The 14,517-nt window shown below is 68.6% G+C and carries 12 protein-coding genes and 3 tRNA genes; 9 read left to right on the forward strand and 6 right to left on the reverse strand.

The window, feature by feature from the left end; translation table 11 throughout:
- Window positions 1-14 precede the first annotated feature (14 nt).
- Entirely contained in the window at window positions 15-1,637 is a 1,623-nt protein-coding gene (locus M2351_RS41880; protein ID WP_264661867.1) for a molybdopterin-binding/glycosyltransferase family 2 protein, read from the forward strand.
- Window positions 1,638-1,854: 217 nt separating this feature from the next.
- On the opposite strand, the gene M2351_RS41885 is transcribed toward M2351_RS41880, so the two are convergent.
- Window positions 1,855-2,577 carry a type 1 glutamine amidotransferase gene (locus tag M2351_RS41885; protein WP_264661868.1) on the reverse strand — a complete coding sequence of 241 codons (723 nt, stop codon included), beginning with the start codon at window positions 2,575-2,577 and terminating at the stop codon, window positions 1,855-1,857.
- 159 nt (window positions 2,578-2,736) lie between these two features.
- On the opposite strand from M2351_RS41885, the gene M2351_RS41890 reads away from it, so the two are divergent.
- Window positions 2,737-4,257 carry a bifunctional metallophosphatase/5'-nucleotidase gene (locus M2351_RS41890; RefSeq protein ID WP_264661869.1) on the forward strand — a complete coding sequence of 507 codons (1,521 nt, stop codon included), beginning with the start codon at window positions 2,737-2,739 and terminating at the stop codon, window positions 4,255-4,257.
- Window positions 4,258-4,343: 86 nt separating this feature from the next.
- On the opposite strand, the gene M2351_RS41895 is transcribed toward M2351_RS41890, so the two are convergent.
- Window positions 4,344-4,871: a phasin family protein gene (locus tag M2351_RS41895; RefSeq protein WP_264661870.1), complete on the reverse strand. Its 528-nt coding sequence runs from the start codon at window positions 4,869-4,871 to the stop codon at window positions 4,344-4,346.
- 459 nt (window positions 4,872-5,330) lie between these two features.
- Between M2351_RS41895 and ald the strand changes: the two genes are divergently transcribed.
- The gene (gene ald, locus M2351_RS41900) at window positions 5,331-6,449 is read left to right on the forward strand and encodes an alanine dehydrogenase (RefSeq protein WP_264661871.1); all 1,119 of its coding nucleotides are present in this window, start codon (window positions 5,331-5,333) and stop codon (window positions 6,447-6,449) included.
- Between the two features lie 87 nt (window positions 6,450-6,536).
- Here the strand turns inward: ald and M2351_RS41905 are convergent.
- The 3 genes from M2351_RS41905 to M2351_RS41915 all read right to left on the reverse strand — a co-directional run bounded on the left by M2351_RS41905 (window position 6,537) and on the right by M2351_RS41915 (window position 6,872).
- Window positions 6,537-6,623 (reverse strand) — tRNA-Leu (locus tag M2351_RS41905).
- Window positions 6,624-6,665: 42 nt separating this feature from the next.
- Window positions 6,666-6,741: transfer RNA gene (locus tag M2351_RS41910), tRNA-Ala, on the reverse strand.
- Window positions 6,742-6,785: 44 nt separating this feature from the next.
- A tRNA-Leu gene (locus tag M2351_RS41915) sits at window positions 6,786-6,872 on the reverse strand.
- A gap of 297 nt (window positions 6,873-7,169) precedes the next feature.
- Between M2351_RS41915 and M2351_RS41920 the strand changes: the two genes are divergently transcribed.
- A complete protein-coding gene (locus M2351_RS41920; RefSeq protein WP_264661872.1) occupies window positions 7,170-7,352 on the forward strand; it encodes a hypothetical protein in 183 nt (60 codons plus the stop codon).
- Between the two features lie 445 nt (window positions 7,353-7,797).
- On the opposite strand, the gene M2351_RS41925 is transcribed toward M2351_RS41920, so the two are convergent.
- Entirely contained in the window at window positions 7,798-8,754 is a 957-nt protein-coding gene (locus tag M2351_RS41925; protein ID WP_264661873.1) for a LysR family transcriptional regulator, read from the reverse strand.
- Between the two features lie 126 nt (window positions 8,755-8,880).
- Between M2351_RS41925 and M2351_RS41930 the strand changes: the two genes are divergently transcribed.
- From M2351_RS41930 to M2351_RS41950, 5 genes are all read left to right on the forward strand, one after another.
- Window positions 8,881-9,723 (forward strand): fumarylacetoacetate hydrolase family protein, encoded by an 843-nt coding sequence (locus tag M2351_RS41930; protein WP_264661874.1) that lies wholly within the window; start codon window positions 8,881-8,883, stop codon window positions 9,721-9,723.
- Between the two features lie 120 nt (window positions 9,724-9,843).
- Window positions 9,844-10,596, forward strand: a complete 753-nt coding sequence (locus M2351_RS41935) for an SDR family NAD(P)-dependent oxidoreductase (protein WP_264661875.1) — start codon at window positions 9,844-9,846, stop codon at window positions 10,594-10,596.
- Window positions 10,597-10,662: 66 nt separating this feature from the next.
- Window positions 10,663-12,051: an MFS transporter gene (locus M2351_RS41940; protein WP_264661876.1), complete on the forward strand. Its 1,389-nt coding sequence runs from the start codon at window positions 10,663-10,665 to the stop codon at window positions 12,049-12,051.
- Window positions 12,052-12,068: 17 nt separating this feature from the next.
- Entirely contained in the window at window positions 12,069-13,262 is a 1,194-nt protein-coding gene (gene rhmD / locus M2351_RS41945) for an L-rhamnonate dehydratase (protein WP_264661877.1), read from the forward strand.
- Between the two features lie 247 nt (window positions 13,263-13,509).
- Entirely contained in the window at window positions 13,510-14,511 is a 1,002-nt protein-coding gene (locus tag M2351_RS41950) for a TAXI family TRAP transporter solute-binding subunit (protein WP_264661878.1), read from the forward strand.
- Window positions 14,512-14,517: the final 6 nt, after the last annotated feature.

Consider the following 14,517-nt stretch of genomic DNA (forward strand, 5'->3'; position numbering starts at 1 on the left):
AAGGGAGAGTTTCGATGTTCTTCGGCCCGCTGCCGCTGCGGGAGGCGGAAGGCGCCATCCTGGCTCATTCCGTCCGCCGCGGCGCCGTTTCCTTCAAGAAGGGCCGCATCCTCAGCGCGGAGGACGTCGCCGCACTCCGCGACGCCGGCCTCACCAGCGTGACCGCCGCCCGGCCCGGCCCCGACGATGTAGGGGAGGACGCCGCCGCGGCCCGCATCGCCGCGGCGCTGAAGGGCCAGGGCGTGACGGTGGGCGCCGCCTTCACCGGCCGCGTCAACCTGTTCGCGGAGGCCGCCGGCCTGCTCCTGCTGGACGCGGAGCGCATCGACGCGCTGAACCAGATCGACGAGAGCGTCACCGTCGCCACCCTGCCCCCCCACGCGGCGGTGGAGGCCGGGCAGATGGTCGCCACCGTGAAGATCATCCCCTTCGCCGCCCCCCGCGCCGCGGTGGAGGGGGCGGAGGTGGAGGCGTCGGCCGGCCAGCCCGCGCTGCGCGTGGCCCCCTTCCGCCCGCTGACAGCCGCCCTGATCCAGACGCGCCTGCCGGGCATGAAGGACAGCGTGCTCGACAAGACCGTGGCGGTGACGCGGGAGCGGCTTGAGGCGCTGAACGCCCGGCTGGTCCGCGATTTCCGCTGCTATCATGGGGAGGCGGCGCTGGCCGACGCCATCGCGGCGGCGGGCCGGGTGGATCTGCTGCTGGTCGCCGGGGCCTCCGCCATCACCGACCGGCGCGACGTGCTGCCCGCCGGGATCGAGCGGGCCGGCGGCGTGATCGACCATTTCGGCATGCCGGTCGATCCGGGCAACCTGCTGCTGCTCGCACGCATCGGCGAAACGGCCGTGCTTGGGCTTCCCGGCTGCGCCCGCTCGCCGAAGCTGAACGGCTTCGACTGGGTGCTCCAGCGCATCGCCGCGGGCATCCCGGTGGAGCGGCGCGACGTGATGCGCATGGGGGTGGGCGGCCTGCTCGCCGAGATACCCTCCCGCCCCCTGCCCCGCGCCGGCACCGCCGCGGCGGTGGAGCCGCCGCGCGCTCCGCGCATCGCCGCGCTGGTGCTGGCCGCCGGCCGGTCGAGCCGCATGGGCGGCAGCAACAAGCTGCTGGCCGAGGTCGGCGGACAGCCGCTGGTCGCGCGGACGGTGGAGGCGGTGCTGGCCTCGCAGGCGAAGCCGGTGGTGGTGGTGACCGGGCATCAGGCCGACGCCGTGTCTGCGGCGCTGGTCGGCCGGCCGCTGACGCTGGTGCACAACCCGGATTATGCGGACGGGCTCAGCGCATCGCTGAAGGCCGGGCTGGCCGCCCTTCCCGGCGACGTGGACGGGGTGGTGGTGTGCCTGGGCGACATGCCGCGCGTGTCCCCAACGGTCATCGACCGGCTGGTCGCCGCCTACAACCCGACGGAGGGCCGCACGGTCTGCATTCCGACCGTCCAGGGCAAGCGCGGCAACCCGGTCCTGTGGGACCGCGGCTTCTTCGCGGAGATGATGAAGCTGACCGGCGACGCCGGCGCCAAGAGCCTGCTCGCCCGCCACGCCGACCAAGTGGTCGAGGTCCCGGTGGACGAGGGCGGCATCCTCTACGACGTGGACACGCCGGAACTGCTGGCGGAGTTGCGTGGGGGCGAGGGGTGACGCTCGTCCTTTAGCTCGTCGCGTTGGGCCCCCACCCTAACCCTCCCCCATGTTCGACGGGGGAGGGAACTCCGCCGCTCCGACGCCAAGCCCCTCCCCCCGCTCTCGGCGGACCCAAAGGGTCCGCCTGACGCGTCAGCGCAAGCTTCGCTTGTGCGAGAGCGAAGTGGGGGGAGGTTGGGAGGGGGGCCCAGCGCCCGCACCTCCCCTCAATCCATCACACCGCCTGAACCGCCCGCTCCCGCACCAAATCCAGCCAGCGCTTGGAAATCGTCCTAGCAACCGTCTCCGCCGCCGGCAGGTGCCGGTCCAGCGCCTCGTCCAGGCCGTCGAGCACCGCGCGGTTGCGTTCGCGCGCTTCCTCGCCGAAGCGGGAGGCCCAGCCGCGGACGATGGGGGCGGTCGCCTCCGGGTGGAACTGGAAGGCGTAGAGCGAGTCGCCCAGGCGGAAGGCCTGCCGCTCGCAGGCCTCGTTGCGGGCGAGCGGGACGGCGCCGTCGGGGAACTGGAAGGTGTCGTAGTGCCACTGCACCATGTGCAGCCGCTCCCCCAGCCCGGCGAGCAGCGGGTCGTCCCGGCCGGCGTCGGTCAGGTCCACGGCGGCGACGCCCAGTTCCGCCCGGTCGTGGCGGTGGACACGGGCGCCGAAGGCGCGCGCCGCGAGCTGGGCGCCGAGGCAGATGCCCAGCACCGGCCGGTCCTCGGCGTGGAAATCGCGGATCAGCGCCATCACCTGTGGGAAATGCGGCCCCTGCGCGTCGTCCCAGGCGTCCTGCGGCCCGCCCAGCACGACGAGGCCATCGTAGCCCTGCGGCGCGGCGGGCAGCGTATCCCCCTCGTTCGCGGCGACGGTGACGAGGCTGGCGCCGAGGCCGGCCAGGGCTTCGCCGACGAGGCCGGCGGGCGCGGTGCGGCTGTTCTGCACGACCAGGATGCGCATGGGGCGGTCGGGTCCGTTGCGGTTGGCTCAGGCCGCATTGATGTGCAGGCGGACCCACGAAATCAAGATGCGCAAGGCCGCTATGCGCCGGCGCGCGGGCATGGGATACAGTGTGGCGACGCGAGGGGCACAACCCCGAATCTCCAGGAGACGAGACTTATGCTGATCGGGCTTCGTACGCTGGCCGGCGCCGCCGCACTCGCCGGCGCCCTGCTGCTTCCAGCGACGGGCATGGCGCAGAATGGCACGCTGACGTTCCTGCACATCAACGACATCTACGAAATTTCGCCCATCAAGGGTCAGGGCGGCTTCGCGCCTCTGATGACGCTGCTGAAGCAGGCGCGCCAGCGCGACGCCAACGCGGTGACCACGGTCGGCGGCGATTTCCTGTCCCCCTCCCTGCTGTCGGGAACGACGCGCGGTGACCAGATGATCGCGCTGTTCAACGCCATTGGCGTGGACGCGGTGACTTTCGGCAACCACGAATTCGACTTCGGCGACGACGTGCTGAAGACCCGAATCTCCGAATCGAAGTTTCCCTGGATCGGCACCAACGTGCTGTCCAAGGCGGACGGCAAGCCCTACGGCGGCGCCGTCGCCACCTGGACCAAAACGGTCGGCGACATCAAGGTTGGTTTCCTCGGCGTCATCACGCCGGAGACCGCGCACCTGTCCAGCGCCGGCCCGGAGATCCGCTTCGACAATGTAAAGGAAACCGCTGCGGCGGCGGTGAAGGCCCTGCGGGACGGCGGCGCCAACGTCGTCGTGGCGCTCACCCACCTGACCATCGCGGAGGACCGGGATCTGGCCACCACGGTCAAGGGCATCGACCTCGTGCTGGGCGGCCACGACCACGACGCGATCAGCGTCTACGAGGGCTCCACCCTGATCCTGAAGGCCGGCCACGACGGGCAGTATCTGGGCGTCGTCGAGTTGGCGGTCAGCACGAAAGCGGGCGAAAAGGGGCCGACGACGACCGTCCTGCCGACCGAATGGCGCTTCACCACCACCGCCGGCGTGACGCCGGACGCGGAGGTGGCGACGCTGGTCCGGAAATACACGGACAACCTCGACACCACGCTGGCCGCCGTCATCGGCACGACGGAGACGGAGCTGGACAGCCGCAAGGACGTCGTCCGCACGCGGGAGGCCAGCATGGGCAACCTGATCGCCGACGCCCTGCGCGAGGGGCTGAAGGCCGACGTCGCCATCACCAACGGCGGCGGCATCCGCGCCGACGCTCTGCACCCCGCCGGGTCGAAAATCACCCGCAAGGACATCTTCGCGGAGCTTCCCTTCGGCAACGTCGGCGTGCTGACCGAGCTGAAGGGGATCGACCTGATGGCCGCGCTGGAACACGGCGTGTCCAAGGTGGAGGACAAGGCCGGCCGCTTCCCGCAGGTGTCGGGCGTCACCTTCACCTACGACCCGAAACTGCCCTCCGGCACCCGCGTGACCGAGGCCAAGGTGGGCGGCAAGCCGCTCGACCCCGCCGCCGTCTATCGCGTGGCGACCAACGACTACATGCTGAAGGGCGGCGACGGATACGGCGCGCTGACCCGCGGCAAGGTGGTGGTGGATCCCTCCGGCGCCGTGCTGATGGCGACCATCGTCATGGACTATGTCGAGGCGAAGAAGACCGTGGCGCCCAAGGTCGAGGGGCGCATTGTCGCAAAATAAAGGGCCAAGTAAGAACATTGGCAAAAAAGACGCCCCCGGTCCGCTGAGGACCGGGGGCGCAAGGCCAGGATGGATCGTTGGGGGCGTTAGGCGCCGTGGCGGACATGCCGCGCGGCACCCTCCGCCCGGGCGTTCAGCCGGCGCACCGCGTCGTTGGCGGTCCGCGCCGAAAGCTCGGAAACCTTGACGCTGCGGTTCAGCAGCAGCGCCATCTCGTCCTTGATCATGTCGCTCTGCGCGGCATAGAGGTCCTGGACCGACCGGCTGCGCATCATCGTGTTGACGCCCTCGACGTTGCGGGCCATCGCCTCCTGCGCGAAGCTCATCCATTCGCGCATGATCGACTGCATGCCTTCCATCAGAACGCCGCCGCACTGGGCCATGACGTCCATGTTCTCGCGCGCCTGCTGGGCGACTTCGCCCTGGGCCTCGGCGGAAAAGCCCATCAGCCTGTTGAATTGCTCGGCGTTCTGGCCGGCCATCTGGGTGGCCTTGCCCATCATGTCCCGCGCGGCGTTGGCGCCGGTGTCGGCCATGCGGCGGCCGGCCTCGGTTCCTTCATCCGCGATCGAGCGGGCCGCGTCGGCGGCGCGCCGGGTCGTGGACTCACCCATGCGGGCTGCTTCTTCGGCCGCGGACCGGGCCCGGGCGGCGGTATCACGGGTTACCGTCTGCGCGTCCTTGTCTGATGCCATATCCCTCGCTCCTGATTTCATTTCGTCCGAACCGGACGCTTCCTCCATGTTTATGTTTGCGGCTTTGTCTTTATGCGTTCGTTTTTGTGCACCGCGACACAATGAACAGCCCTATATCACGCCAAGCAACGACCGATCCACAACTCTAAAAACTACCCCCATACACTTTATTGCAGGGGATGGAGTTTTTGAGAGACAAAAGACTGTGACGAAAATTGCAGCGTTTTTTATTTAACGCCGGGGCGTCGCGGTGAAGATGCGGCGGCGTTTCGCGGGGGGCTGCGGGTCGGGTCCGCGCATCCTAAATAAAGGGGCAACAACAAGCGGCCGGTGCGATGCGCGGGCGTGCGCGCCCCGGCCATGACCGCGGAGGTTGCGATGCTCATCGGAGTGCCGACGGAGATCAAGAACCACGAATACCGTGTCGGGCTGACCCCGGCCTCGGTGCGCGAATTGACGCACCATGGCCATTCCGTGCTGGTGCAGGCGGGCGCCGGCACCGTCATCGGGCTCGAGGACGAGCAGTACGCCGCGGCGGGCGCCGAGATCGCGGCCGACGCTGCGACCATCTTCGCCCGCGCCGATATGATCGTGAAGGTGAAGGAGCCGCAGCCCCAGGAATGCCGCCTGCTGCGGCCCGGTCAGATCCTGTTCACCTACCTGCATCTGGCCCCCGACCCCAAGCAGACCGCGCTGCTGGCGGAGTCCGGCGCCACCGCCATCGCCTACGAGACGGTGACCGACGCGCGCGGCGGCCTTCCCCTTCTGGCGCCGATGAGCGAGGTTGCGGGCCGCATGTCGGTCCAGGCCGGTGCCCATTGCCTGGAAAAGGCCCAGGGCGGGCGCGGCGTGCTGCTGGGCGGCGTGCCGGGCGTGCCAGCGGCGAAGGTGGTGGTGCTGGGCGGCGGCGTGGTGGGCACCAACGCGGCCCGCATGGCCATGGGGCTGGAGGCCAAGGTCGTCGTCATCGACAAGTCGCTGTCCCGACTGAAGGAGCTGGACCTGCAGTTCGGCGCGAAGCTCCAGACGCTCTATTCCACCGTGGACACCATCGAGGAGCATGTGCTGGACGCCGACCTCGTCATCGGGGCGGTGCTGCTGCCGGGCGCGGCGGCACCGAAGCTGGTCACCGCCGATATGGTGTCGCGGATGAAGCGCGGCGCCGTGGTGGTGGACGTCGCCATCGACCAGGGCGGCTGCTTCGAGACCTCCCACCCGACCACCCACGCGGAGCCGACCTACCTGGTCGACGGAGTGGTGCACTACTGCGTCGCCAACATGCCCGGCGGCGTGGCCCGCACCTCCACCTTCGCGCTGAACAACGCCACCCTGCCCTTCGTGCTCGACCTCGCCGACCGTGGCCACCGCGCGGCGCTGGCCCGCGACCCGCACCTGCGCAACGGGCTGAACGTCCACGCCGGCGCTGTCACCTGCAAGGCGGTGGCGGAAGCGCAGAACCTGGCCTACACGCCGGCCGAGGAAGCGTTGGGGCTGTAATGGGAGGCCGTAAAGGGGGATGTCGCAACGCCCGAAACGCGGGCAAAGAAAAAGGGGCCGAAAGGCCCCTGATTTCTTCATCGGAGATGGTGCGGTCGAGAAGACTCGAACTTCCACAGCATTTCTGCCACAGCGACCTCAACGCTGCGCGTCTACCAATTCCGCCACGACCGCATCGCCGACCCCATAAGAGGGTCAAAACATCTTGGAGAGAGATGGTGGAGCCAAGGAGGATCGAACTCCTGACCTCTACAATGCCATTGTAGCGCTCTCCCAGCTGAGCTATGGCCCCACTGTATCTCTCACTCGACACCGAGGTGCCCAACACCGGAGTGTTGGTGCGCTTGGAGGGAGTCGAACCCCCACGGCCTTTCAGCCACTAGGACCTGAACCTAGCGCGTCTACCAGTTCCGCCACAAGCGCGTTTCTTCAACCTCGACCCGCGTCCCTTGGGGTGACGCGGGAGCGCTCGTATAGCCGGCCCGCTGGCGGCGCTCAAGAGAAATTTTTCGCGAATGGCATTTTCTTCCTCCGGAGGATCACGGTCGCTCCAAAAAGGAGGAGGTGCCGGAGTTCCCGGAGATCCGTCGTCCAACCCGCTGCGTATGTCCGCGCGCCGGAGTCCGCATGCGGAGGGACCATTCGACGCAGCCCCGGCCCGTGGCGAATGTCCGGAAAAAGGATGTACAATGGACGACAGGCACGAGAGGGAATGCGGTCATGGTTGAGCCGCCGACGGAAGAACAGCTTCGTCAACTTCGTCGCGTCGTGAAGCAGGCGCAGGCCCTTGGGGTCGCCAGCGTCGGCGGGGTGCGCACGGACACGCTGGCTTGGCTTATGGAGCGGGCCGGCCTGCTGGAGCCCACGGCCCCGCCGGACCGCGGGGCGACATCGAGCGAATGATCCCATCCCAGGGGAGAAGCGGCGCCCGCCTTTGGTGCACCCCGAACGCGCCGACGCCCTAGCCTTTCCCACTTTCGCGCGGGGGAGCGGACCTTGCTACTCTGTCCTTGCCCTTAAAGGCGTGTGCCTCCCTGTTTAGAACCTCGCCGCCCGCCGTCCTCAACCGACGGCGGGCGTTTTCTTGTGTCCGGGATGGGCCGCAGCCGGGCTCAGCCGGTGCGCGCGGCGCGCTTGCGGCGCAGCTTGGCCTTCCGCTTGCCCTTGCGCTTCTCGGCGCGGGAATCGGTGGCGCGTCGTTGCTGCGGCATGGCGTGTCCTCCTGTTTGCGATACGGCCGATGGTGCGGGAAACCAAACAGATGGTTCCCGGTTTGATGGCCGACATCCGCCCATTCGATCAGGGCCGGCGCGGCGGCGACCGGCCGGGAGATAACAGGCGCAAACCGTTACGACGCCGGGCCGGGAACGATCGCCTGGGCGTAGTGCCGCAGCGCGCGCAGGAACTCCACGGCAACCGCGCTGGGCAACTCCCCCTTGCGCGTCAGTATGCCGAAGCCGGTCAGGTTCTTGCCAATGACCAGGGCCAGGCGCCCCAGCAGCCCGGCCCGCAGATGGTCGCGCACCACCGATTCCGGAAGCACCGCCACCGCGTCGCTGGTCTGCAACAGCTGGAGCGTGGCAAAGATGGAGCTGGCCTCCACCAGGTTCGCCGGGGTCGCCATGCGGGCCTGGGCGAATTCCTGCTCCAGCAACTGGCGGGCCGGGCTGGTCAGCGGCTGCACCACCCAGGGCAGCTCCGCGAGGTCGCGCAGTTCCAGCGTCGGCATGCCCGCCAGCGGGTGGCCGGCACGGGCGACGACGTAGAGCGTCTCGTTGGCCAGCGGCTCGAAGTCGAACTCGTTGTGCTGGAGCGGCCCGGCGAAGCGCCCGACCGCGAGGTCGATCTTGCGCTCCGCCAGCAGGTCCAGGATCTCGTCGCTGGTCTCCCCCAGCAGCCGGACGACCAGCAGGGGCCGCTTCGCCTTCAGGTCGGCCACCGCCCGCGCCACGAGGTCCGGCGCCGCCCCCATGATGGCGCCCACCACCAGCTGCCCGTAGCCGCCGCGCCGTTTGTCGTCCAGATCCTCGGCGAAGCGGTCGAAGTCGGCGAGCAGCCGCACGGCGAAGCGCACCACCTCCCGCCCCAGCTCGGTCGGCTGCATGCCGCGGGGCAACCGTTCGAACAGCGGGAAGCCGAACACCAGTTCCACATCGTGCAGCATCTTGGTCGCCGTCGGCTGCGTCACGTTGATCGCTGCCGCCGCCCGGTGGAGGTTCCGCTGCTCCCCCAGGGCGGCGACCAGCGCCAGCTGCTTCAGGCGCAGGCGGTTCATCAGCGTGGGCAGCAGGGGGGCCGGGCGCATGGGTCCTCACCGTTTGGCTATCGATAGAAAAACTCGATCGATCTGCGACGACATTCGATTGGATCGGCATCACAGCTTTGTCTTACGCTGCCAACAATCAGTCAACGAACAATAGGGAAAACCACCATGAAGCTGCTGCGCGTCGGCCAGCCCGGCCGGGAGACGCCGGCCCTACTCGACAGCCAGGGGCGCCTGCGCGACCTGTCCCGGCAGGTGCCGGACATCACCGGCGCCACGCTGCAACCGGAGACGCTGGACCGGCTGCGTCGGCTCGACCCGGCGTCGCTGCCGGAAATCTCCGGCACCCCGCGCATCGGCGCCTGCGTCGGCGCGGTGGGCAAGATGGTCTGCGTCGGCCTGAACTATTCCGACCACGCCGCGGAGTCCGGCATGGCCGTTCCGACCGAGCCGGTGCTGTTCCTGAAGCCCTCCAGCTCCATCTGCGGCCCCTTCGACGACGTGGAGATCCCGCGCGGTGCAGAGAAGACCGACTGGGAGGTCGAACTGGCCGTGGTGATCGGCAAGGCGGCCAAGTACGTGCCCGAGGAGCGCGCGCTGGAGCATGTCGCCGGCTACTGCATCGTCAACGATGTGTCCGAACGCGCCTTCCAGCTGGAGCGCGGCGGCACCTGGGACAAGGGCAAGGGCCACGATACCTTCGCCCCGACCGGCCCCTGGCTGGTCACCGCCGACGAGGTCGAGGACCCGCAGAACCTCGACATGTGGCTGGACGTGGACGGCAAGCGGTTCCAGGACGGCAGCACCCGGACCATGATCTTCGGCGTCGCCCATCTGGTCAGCTACATCAGCCGCTTCATGAGCCTACAGCCGGGCGACATCATCTCCACCGGCACTCCGCCCGGCGTCGGGCTCGGCCAGAAGCCGCCGGTCTACCTGCGCGCCGGCCAAACCATGCGGCTGGGCATCCAGGGACTTGGCGAGCAGCAGCAGCGCACCGTCGAGGTGTAGCAACAGTCCCCTCTCCCCTCCGCTCACGCGCAAACGACGTTTGCGCTGACGCGACAGGCGGACTTTCGGTCCGCCGAAAGCGGGGAGAGGGGAAAAAAGGAATTGCAGGGAGTGAGAACCATGAACCGTCTCGATCTCAACGGCCGGGTGGCCGTCATCACCGGGGGTGCGCGCGGCATCGGCTACGCGGCGGCGGAGCGCATGCTGCGCTCGGGTGCCGCGGTGTGCCTGTGGGACGTGGACGCCGGCAAGCTGGAGGAGGCGCGGGAGCGCCTGTCGGCGCTCGGCGACGTGGCCGGCGCGGTGGTGGAGCTGACCGACGAGCGCTCCGTCGCCGACGCCGTCGCCGCGACGCTGGCGCGCTTCGACCGCATCGACATCCTGGTCAACAACGCCGGCATCACCGGCGGCAACGGCCCGACCTGGGAACTGGACCCCGCGGTCTGGCGCCGCGTCGTCGACGTGAACCTCGTCGGCCCCTACCTGACCTGCCGGGCGGTCGTGCCGCACATGATCCAGCGCGGCTATGGGCGCATCGTCAACGTCGCCTCCATCGCCGGCAAGGAGGGCAACCCCAACGCCTCCCACTACAGCGCGTCGAAGGCCGGGCTGATCGCCCTGACCAAGTCGCTGGGCAAGGAACTTGCGACCAAGGGCGTGCTGGTGAACTGCATCACCCCGGCCGCCGCGAAGACCGACATCTTCGCCCAGATGAAGCAGGAGCACATCGACTACATGCTGTCGAAGATCCCGATGAACCGCTTCGTCCAGGTGGAGGAGGTGGCCGCGATCATCGGCTGGCTGGCGACGGAGGACTGCTCCTTCACGACCGGCGCCGTCTTCGACATCTCCGGCGGCCGCGCCGTGTACTAAGCGCCCGCACCCCGGCCGGGCGCACAAGAACAACAAGCGCCCCGCCCTCCCTTGAGGAAACGCACGATGCCCATGTCCGCGACCGCTCCGCCGGCGCCAGCGCCGGCGCCTGCCCTGCTCGACCGCACCGTCGCCAAGGTGACGGCCCGGCTGCTTCCCTTCCTTCTGCTGATGTATGTGCTGGCCTTCCTGGACCGGGCCAACATCGGCTTCGCCAAGAAGGCGTTCCAGGTCGACACCGGCCTCAGCGACGCAGCCTTCGCGCTCGGCGCCGGCATCTTCTTCATCGGCTACGCGCTGTTCGAGATCCCGAGCAACCTGATCATGCACCGCGTCGGCGCGCGGGCCTGGATGTGCCGCATCATGGTCACCTGGGGCCTGATCTCCGCCGCGCTGGCCTTCGCCCATACGGAAACCGCCTTCTACTGGCTGCGCTTCCTGCTGGGCGTGGCGGAGGCCGGCTTCTTCCCCGGCGTGATCCTGTACCTGACCTACTGGATCCCCGCGCACGCCCGCGGCCGGGCCATGGGGCTGTTCTACTTCGGCGCGCCCATCGCCTTCATCTTCGGCAGCCCGCTGTCGGGCCTGCTGCTCGACCTGCACGGCGCCGGCGGCTTCGCCGGCTGGCAGTGGATGTTCCTGGTGGAGGGCCTGCTGGCCTCCGTCGTCGGCGTCTGGGCCTTCTGGTACCTGGACAACCGCCCGAACGACGCCACGTGGCTGACGCCCGAGGAAAAGGCCGCCCTGAACGGCGCCATCGGCGCGGAGGAGGCGAGCAAGCACGCCCACGGCCCGAAGAGCGTGCTGGCCGCCCTGTCGAACCCGAAGCTGCTGTACCTCTGCGCCATTTATTTCCTGATCCAGATGAGCGTCTACGGCGTCGTCTTCTACCTGCCGACCCAGGTCGCCGGCCTGCTCGGCCAGAAGGTCGGCTTTACGGTGGGCCTCGTCACCGCGATCCCCTGGGTCTGCGCGCTGGCCGCCGCCTATTTCATCCCGCGCTATTCCGACCGCACGGGGGAGCGGCGCATCCCCGCCGCCCTGACGCTGGCCGTGTCCGGCATCGGCATCGCCGTGTCGGTCGCCACCCCGTCGCCCTTCATCTCCCTGCTGGCGCTGTGCGTCGCCGCCGCCGGCTTCATCGCGGTGCAGCCGCTGTTCTGGACCTTCCCCACGGGCTATCTGGCGGGTGCGGCCGCGGCCGGCGGCATCGCCATGGTCAACTCGCTGGGCGCGCTCGGCGGCTTCGTGGCGCCGAACGTCAAGACCTGGGCGGAGGGCGCCTTCGCCTCCGGTGCCGCCGGCCTCTACCTGCTGGCCGCCACCACCCTGCTGGGCGCCCTGCTCTTCCTGGGCCTCAAGTCGATGGGCCTGTCGGAGCCGGAGCGGATCGCCCCCTCAACCCCCGACGCGCTGCGCACCCCGCGCGCCGTCTCCCCTCAGCATCAGCCGTAATCCGGGAGCCATCCCCCATGAGCACCCAAAAAGCATCCGTTCCGACCATCCGGCAGCTCCGCGCCTTCACCGTGCGCGGCGGCGGAGCCGACTACCACGACCAGGGCACCGGCCACTGGATCGACGACCACATCGCCACCCCCATGAGCAAGTACCCGGAATACCGGCAGAGCCGCCAGAGCTTCGGCCTGAACGTGCTGGGCACGCTGGTGGTGGAGGTGGAGGCGTCCGACGGCACCGTCGGCTTCGCGGTCACCACCGGCGGTGAGATCGGCGCCTGGATCGTCGAGAAGCACCTCGCCCGCTTCGTGGAGGGGCAGAAGGTCACCGACATCGAGAGGATGTGGGACCAGATGTACAACGGCACGCTCTTCTACGGGCGCAAGGGCATCGTTCTGAACGTCATTTCCGGCGTCGACCTGGCGCTGTGGGACCTGCTGGGCAAGGTGCGGCAGGAGCCGGTGTTCCAGCTGCTCGGCGGGCCGGTGCGGGACGAGCTGCAATTCTACGCCACCGGCGCGCGGCCGGATCTGGCCAAGAAGATGGGCTTCATCGGCGGCAAGCTGCCGCTCCACCACGCCCCGGCAGAGGGGGAGGAGGGTCTGAAGAAGAACCTCGCCCTGCTGGCCGACATGCGGGAACGCGTCGGCGACGATTTCTGGCTGATGTACGACTGCTGGATGAGCCTGGACGTCAACTACGCGACCAAGCTGGCGCTGGGCGCGCAGGAGTTCGGGCTGAAGTGGATCGAGGAGGCGCTGTCCCCCGACGACTACTGGGGCTACGCGCAGCTGCGCCGCAACGTGCCCAAGGGGATGCTGGTCACCACCGGCGAGCACGAGGCCACGCGCTGGGGCTTCCGCATGCTGCTGGAGATGGGCTGCTGCGACATCATCCAGCCGGACGTCGGCTGGTGCGGCGGCATCACGGAGCTGGTGAAGATCTCCGCCCTCGCCGACGCCCACGGCGCGCTGGTCGTGCCGCACGGGTCGAGCGTCTACAGCTACCACTTCGTCGTGACCCGGCATAACAGCCCGTTCGCCGAGTTCCTGATGATGGCGCCAAAGGCCGACGAGGTCGTGCCAATGTTCAATCCGCTGCTGCTGGACGAGCCGGTGCCGGTGAACGGCCGGCTGAAGGTGCCGGAGACGCCCGGCTTCGGCGTGCGCCTGAACCCCGACTGCGCGCTGAACCGCCCACACACGCACTAAAGCGAATTTCATTCGCTTTAGATTCAAATGGCCTCATGTGCCGGTCGGGCTTCGGCCGCACGGGCGGCCGGGATCGCCGTCGCGATCCAAAGCGGATCGCAATCCGCTTAGGGCAATTCATCCATCGCCCCTCCCGCGCGAAACGCTCGGGAGGGGCGTTCGGTTGACCGGTCCTACCATTGGTATCGACAACACCGCCGCCCAACGGCATGATTCCCTTACGACGCATAATAAAAGGGAGATTGTCGTGACGATTCTGTCCATGACCCGCCTTATGAGCCGCCGTAAGGCGATTGCGGCGGTGGCGGGTGCGGTCGCCATCGGTGCCGCCACCATTGCCATTGCCCAGACCCCGGCCTTCTTCCGCATCGGGACGGGCGGCACCGCGGGCACCTACTACCCGGTGGGCGGCCTGATCGCCAACGTCATCTCCGGCAACAACGGCGGCGTTCCCGGCCTCGTCGCGACGGCGGTCGCCTCCAACGGGTCCGTCGCCAACATCAACGCCATCAACGGCGGCAGCTCCGAGTCGGGCTTCACCCAGTCCGACGTCGCCTATTGGGCCTACACCGGCACCGGCCTGTTCGAGGGCAAGGGCAAAATCGAGAACCTGCGCGCCATCGCCACGCTCTATCCGGAAACCATCCACCTCGTCGCCCGCAAGGATGCCGGCATCAAGTCGGTCGCCGACCTGAAGGGCAAGCGCGTGTCCATGGACGAGCCGGGCTCCGGCACGCTGGTCGACGCGCGCATCGTTCTGGGCGCCTACGGCCTGACCGAAAAGGACGTGAAGGCGGAATACCTGAAGCCCGGCCCGGCCGGCGACCGCCTGCGCGACGGCGCGCTGGACGCCTATTTCTTCGTCGGCGGCTACCCGACCGGCGCCATCTCCGAACTGGCCACCTCGTCCGGCATCTCGCTGGTGCCGATCAGCGGGCCGGAAGTGGAGAAGCTGCTGGGCCAGTACCAGTTCTTCGCCAAGGACGCCGTCCCCGCCAACACCTACAAGGACGTGCCGGAGACGCCGACCATCTCCGTCAACGCCCAGTGGGTCACCAGCGCCAAGCAGCCGGACGACCTCGTCTACAACATCGTCAAGACGCTCTACAACGAGAAGAGCCGCGCAGCACTCGACGCCGGCCACGCCAAGGGCAAGCTGATCACGCTGCAGAACGCGACGAGCGGCCTGGGCATCCCGCTGCATCCCGGTGCGGAGAAGTTCTACAAGGAACAGGGGCTGCTGAAGTAAGGGGGA

It is taken from the genome of Azospirillum canadense, from assembly GCF_025961225.1.
Taxonomy (GTDB): domain Bacteria; phylum Pseudomonadota; class Alphaproteobacteria; order Azospirillales; family Azospirillaceae; genus Azospirillum; species Azospirillum canadense.

Bases quoted from the DNA above. Each gene is read 5' to 3' on its own strand.
- M2351_RS41880 (WP_264661867.1), top strand. From the start codon at position 15: ATGTTCTTCGGCCCGCTGCCGCTGCGGGAGGCGGAAGGCGCCATCCTG.
- M2351_RS41885 (WP_264661868.1), bottom strand. From the start codon at position 2,577: ATGCGCATCCTGGTCGTGCAGAACAGCCGCACCGCGCCCGCCGGCCTC.
- M2351_RS41890 (WP_264661869.1), top strand. From the start codon at position 2,737: ATGCTGATCGGGCTTCGTACGCTGGCCGGCGCCGCCGCACTCGCCGGC.
- M2351_RS41895 (WP_264661870.1), bottom strand. From the start codon at position 4,871: ATGGGTGAGTCCACGACCCGGCGCGCCGCCGACGCGGCCCGCTCGATC.
- ald (WP_264661871.1), top strand. From the start codon at position 5,331: ATGCTCATCGGAGTGCCGACGGAGATCAAGAACCACGAATACCGTGTC.
- M2351_RS41920 (WP_264661872.1), top strand. From the start codon at position 7,170: ATGGTTGAGCCGCCGACGGAAGAACAGCTTCGTCAACTTCGTCGCGTC.
- M2351_RS41925 (WP_264661873.1), bottom strand. From the start codon at position 8,754: ATGCGCCCGGCCCCCCTGCTGCCCACGCTGATGAACCGCCTGCGCCTG.
- M2351_RS41930 (WP_264661874.1), top strand. From the start codon at position 8,881: ATGAAGCTGCTGCGCGTCGGCCAGCCCGGCCGGGAGACGCCGGCCCTA.
- M2351_RS41935 (WP_264661875.1), top strand. From the start codon at position 9,844: ATGAACCGTCTCGATCTCAACGGCCGGGTGGCCGTCATCACCGGGGGT.
- M2351_RS41940 (WP_264661876.1), top strand. From the start codon at position 10,663: ATGCCCATGTCCGCGACCGCTCCGCCGGCGCCAGCGCCGGCGCCTGCC.
- rhmD (WP_264661877.1), top strand. From the start codon at position 12,069: ATGAGCACCCAAAAAGCATCCGTTCCGACCATCCGGCAGCTCCGCGCC.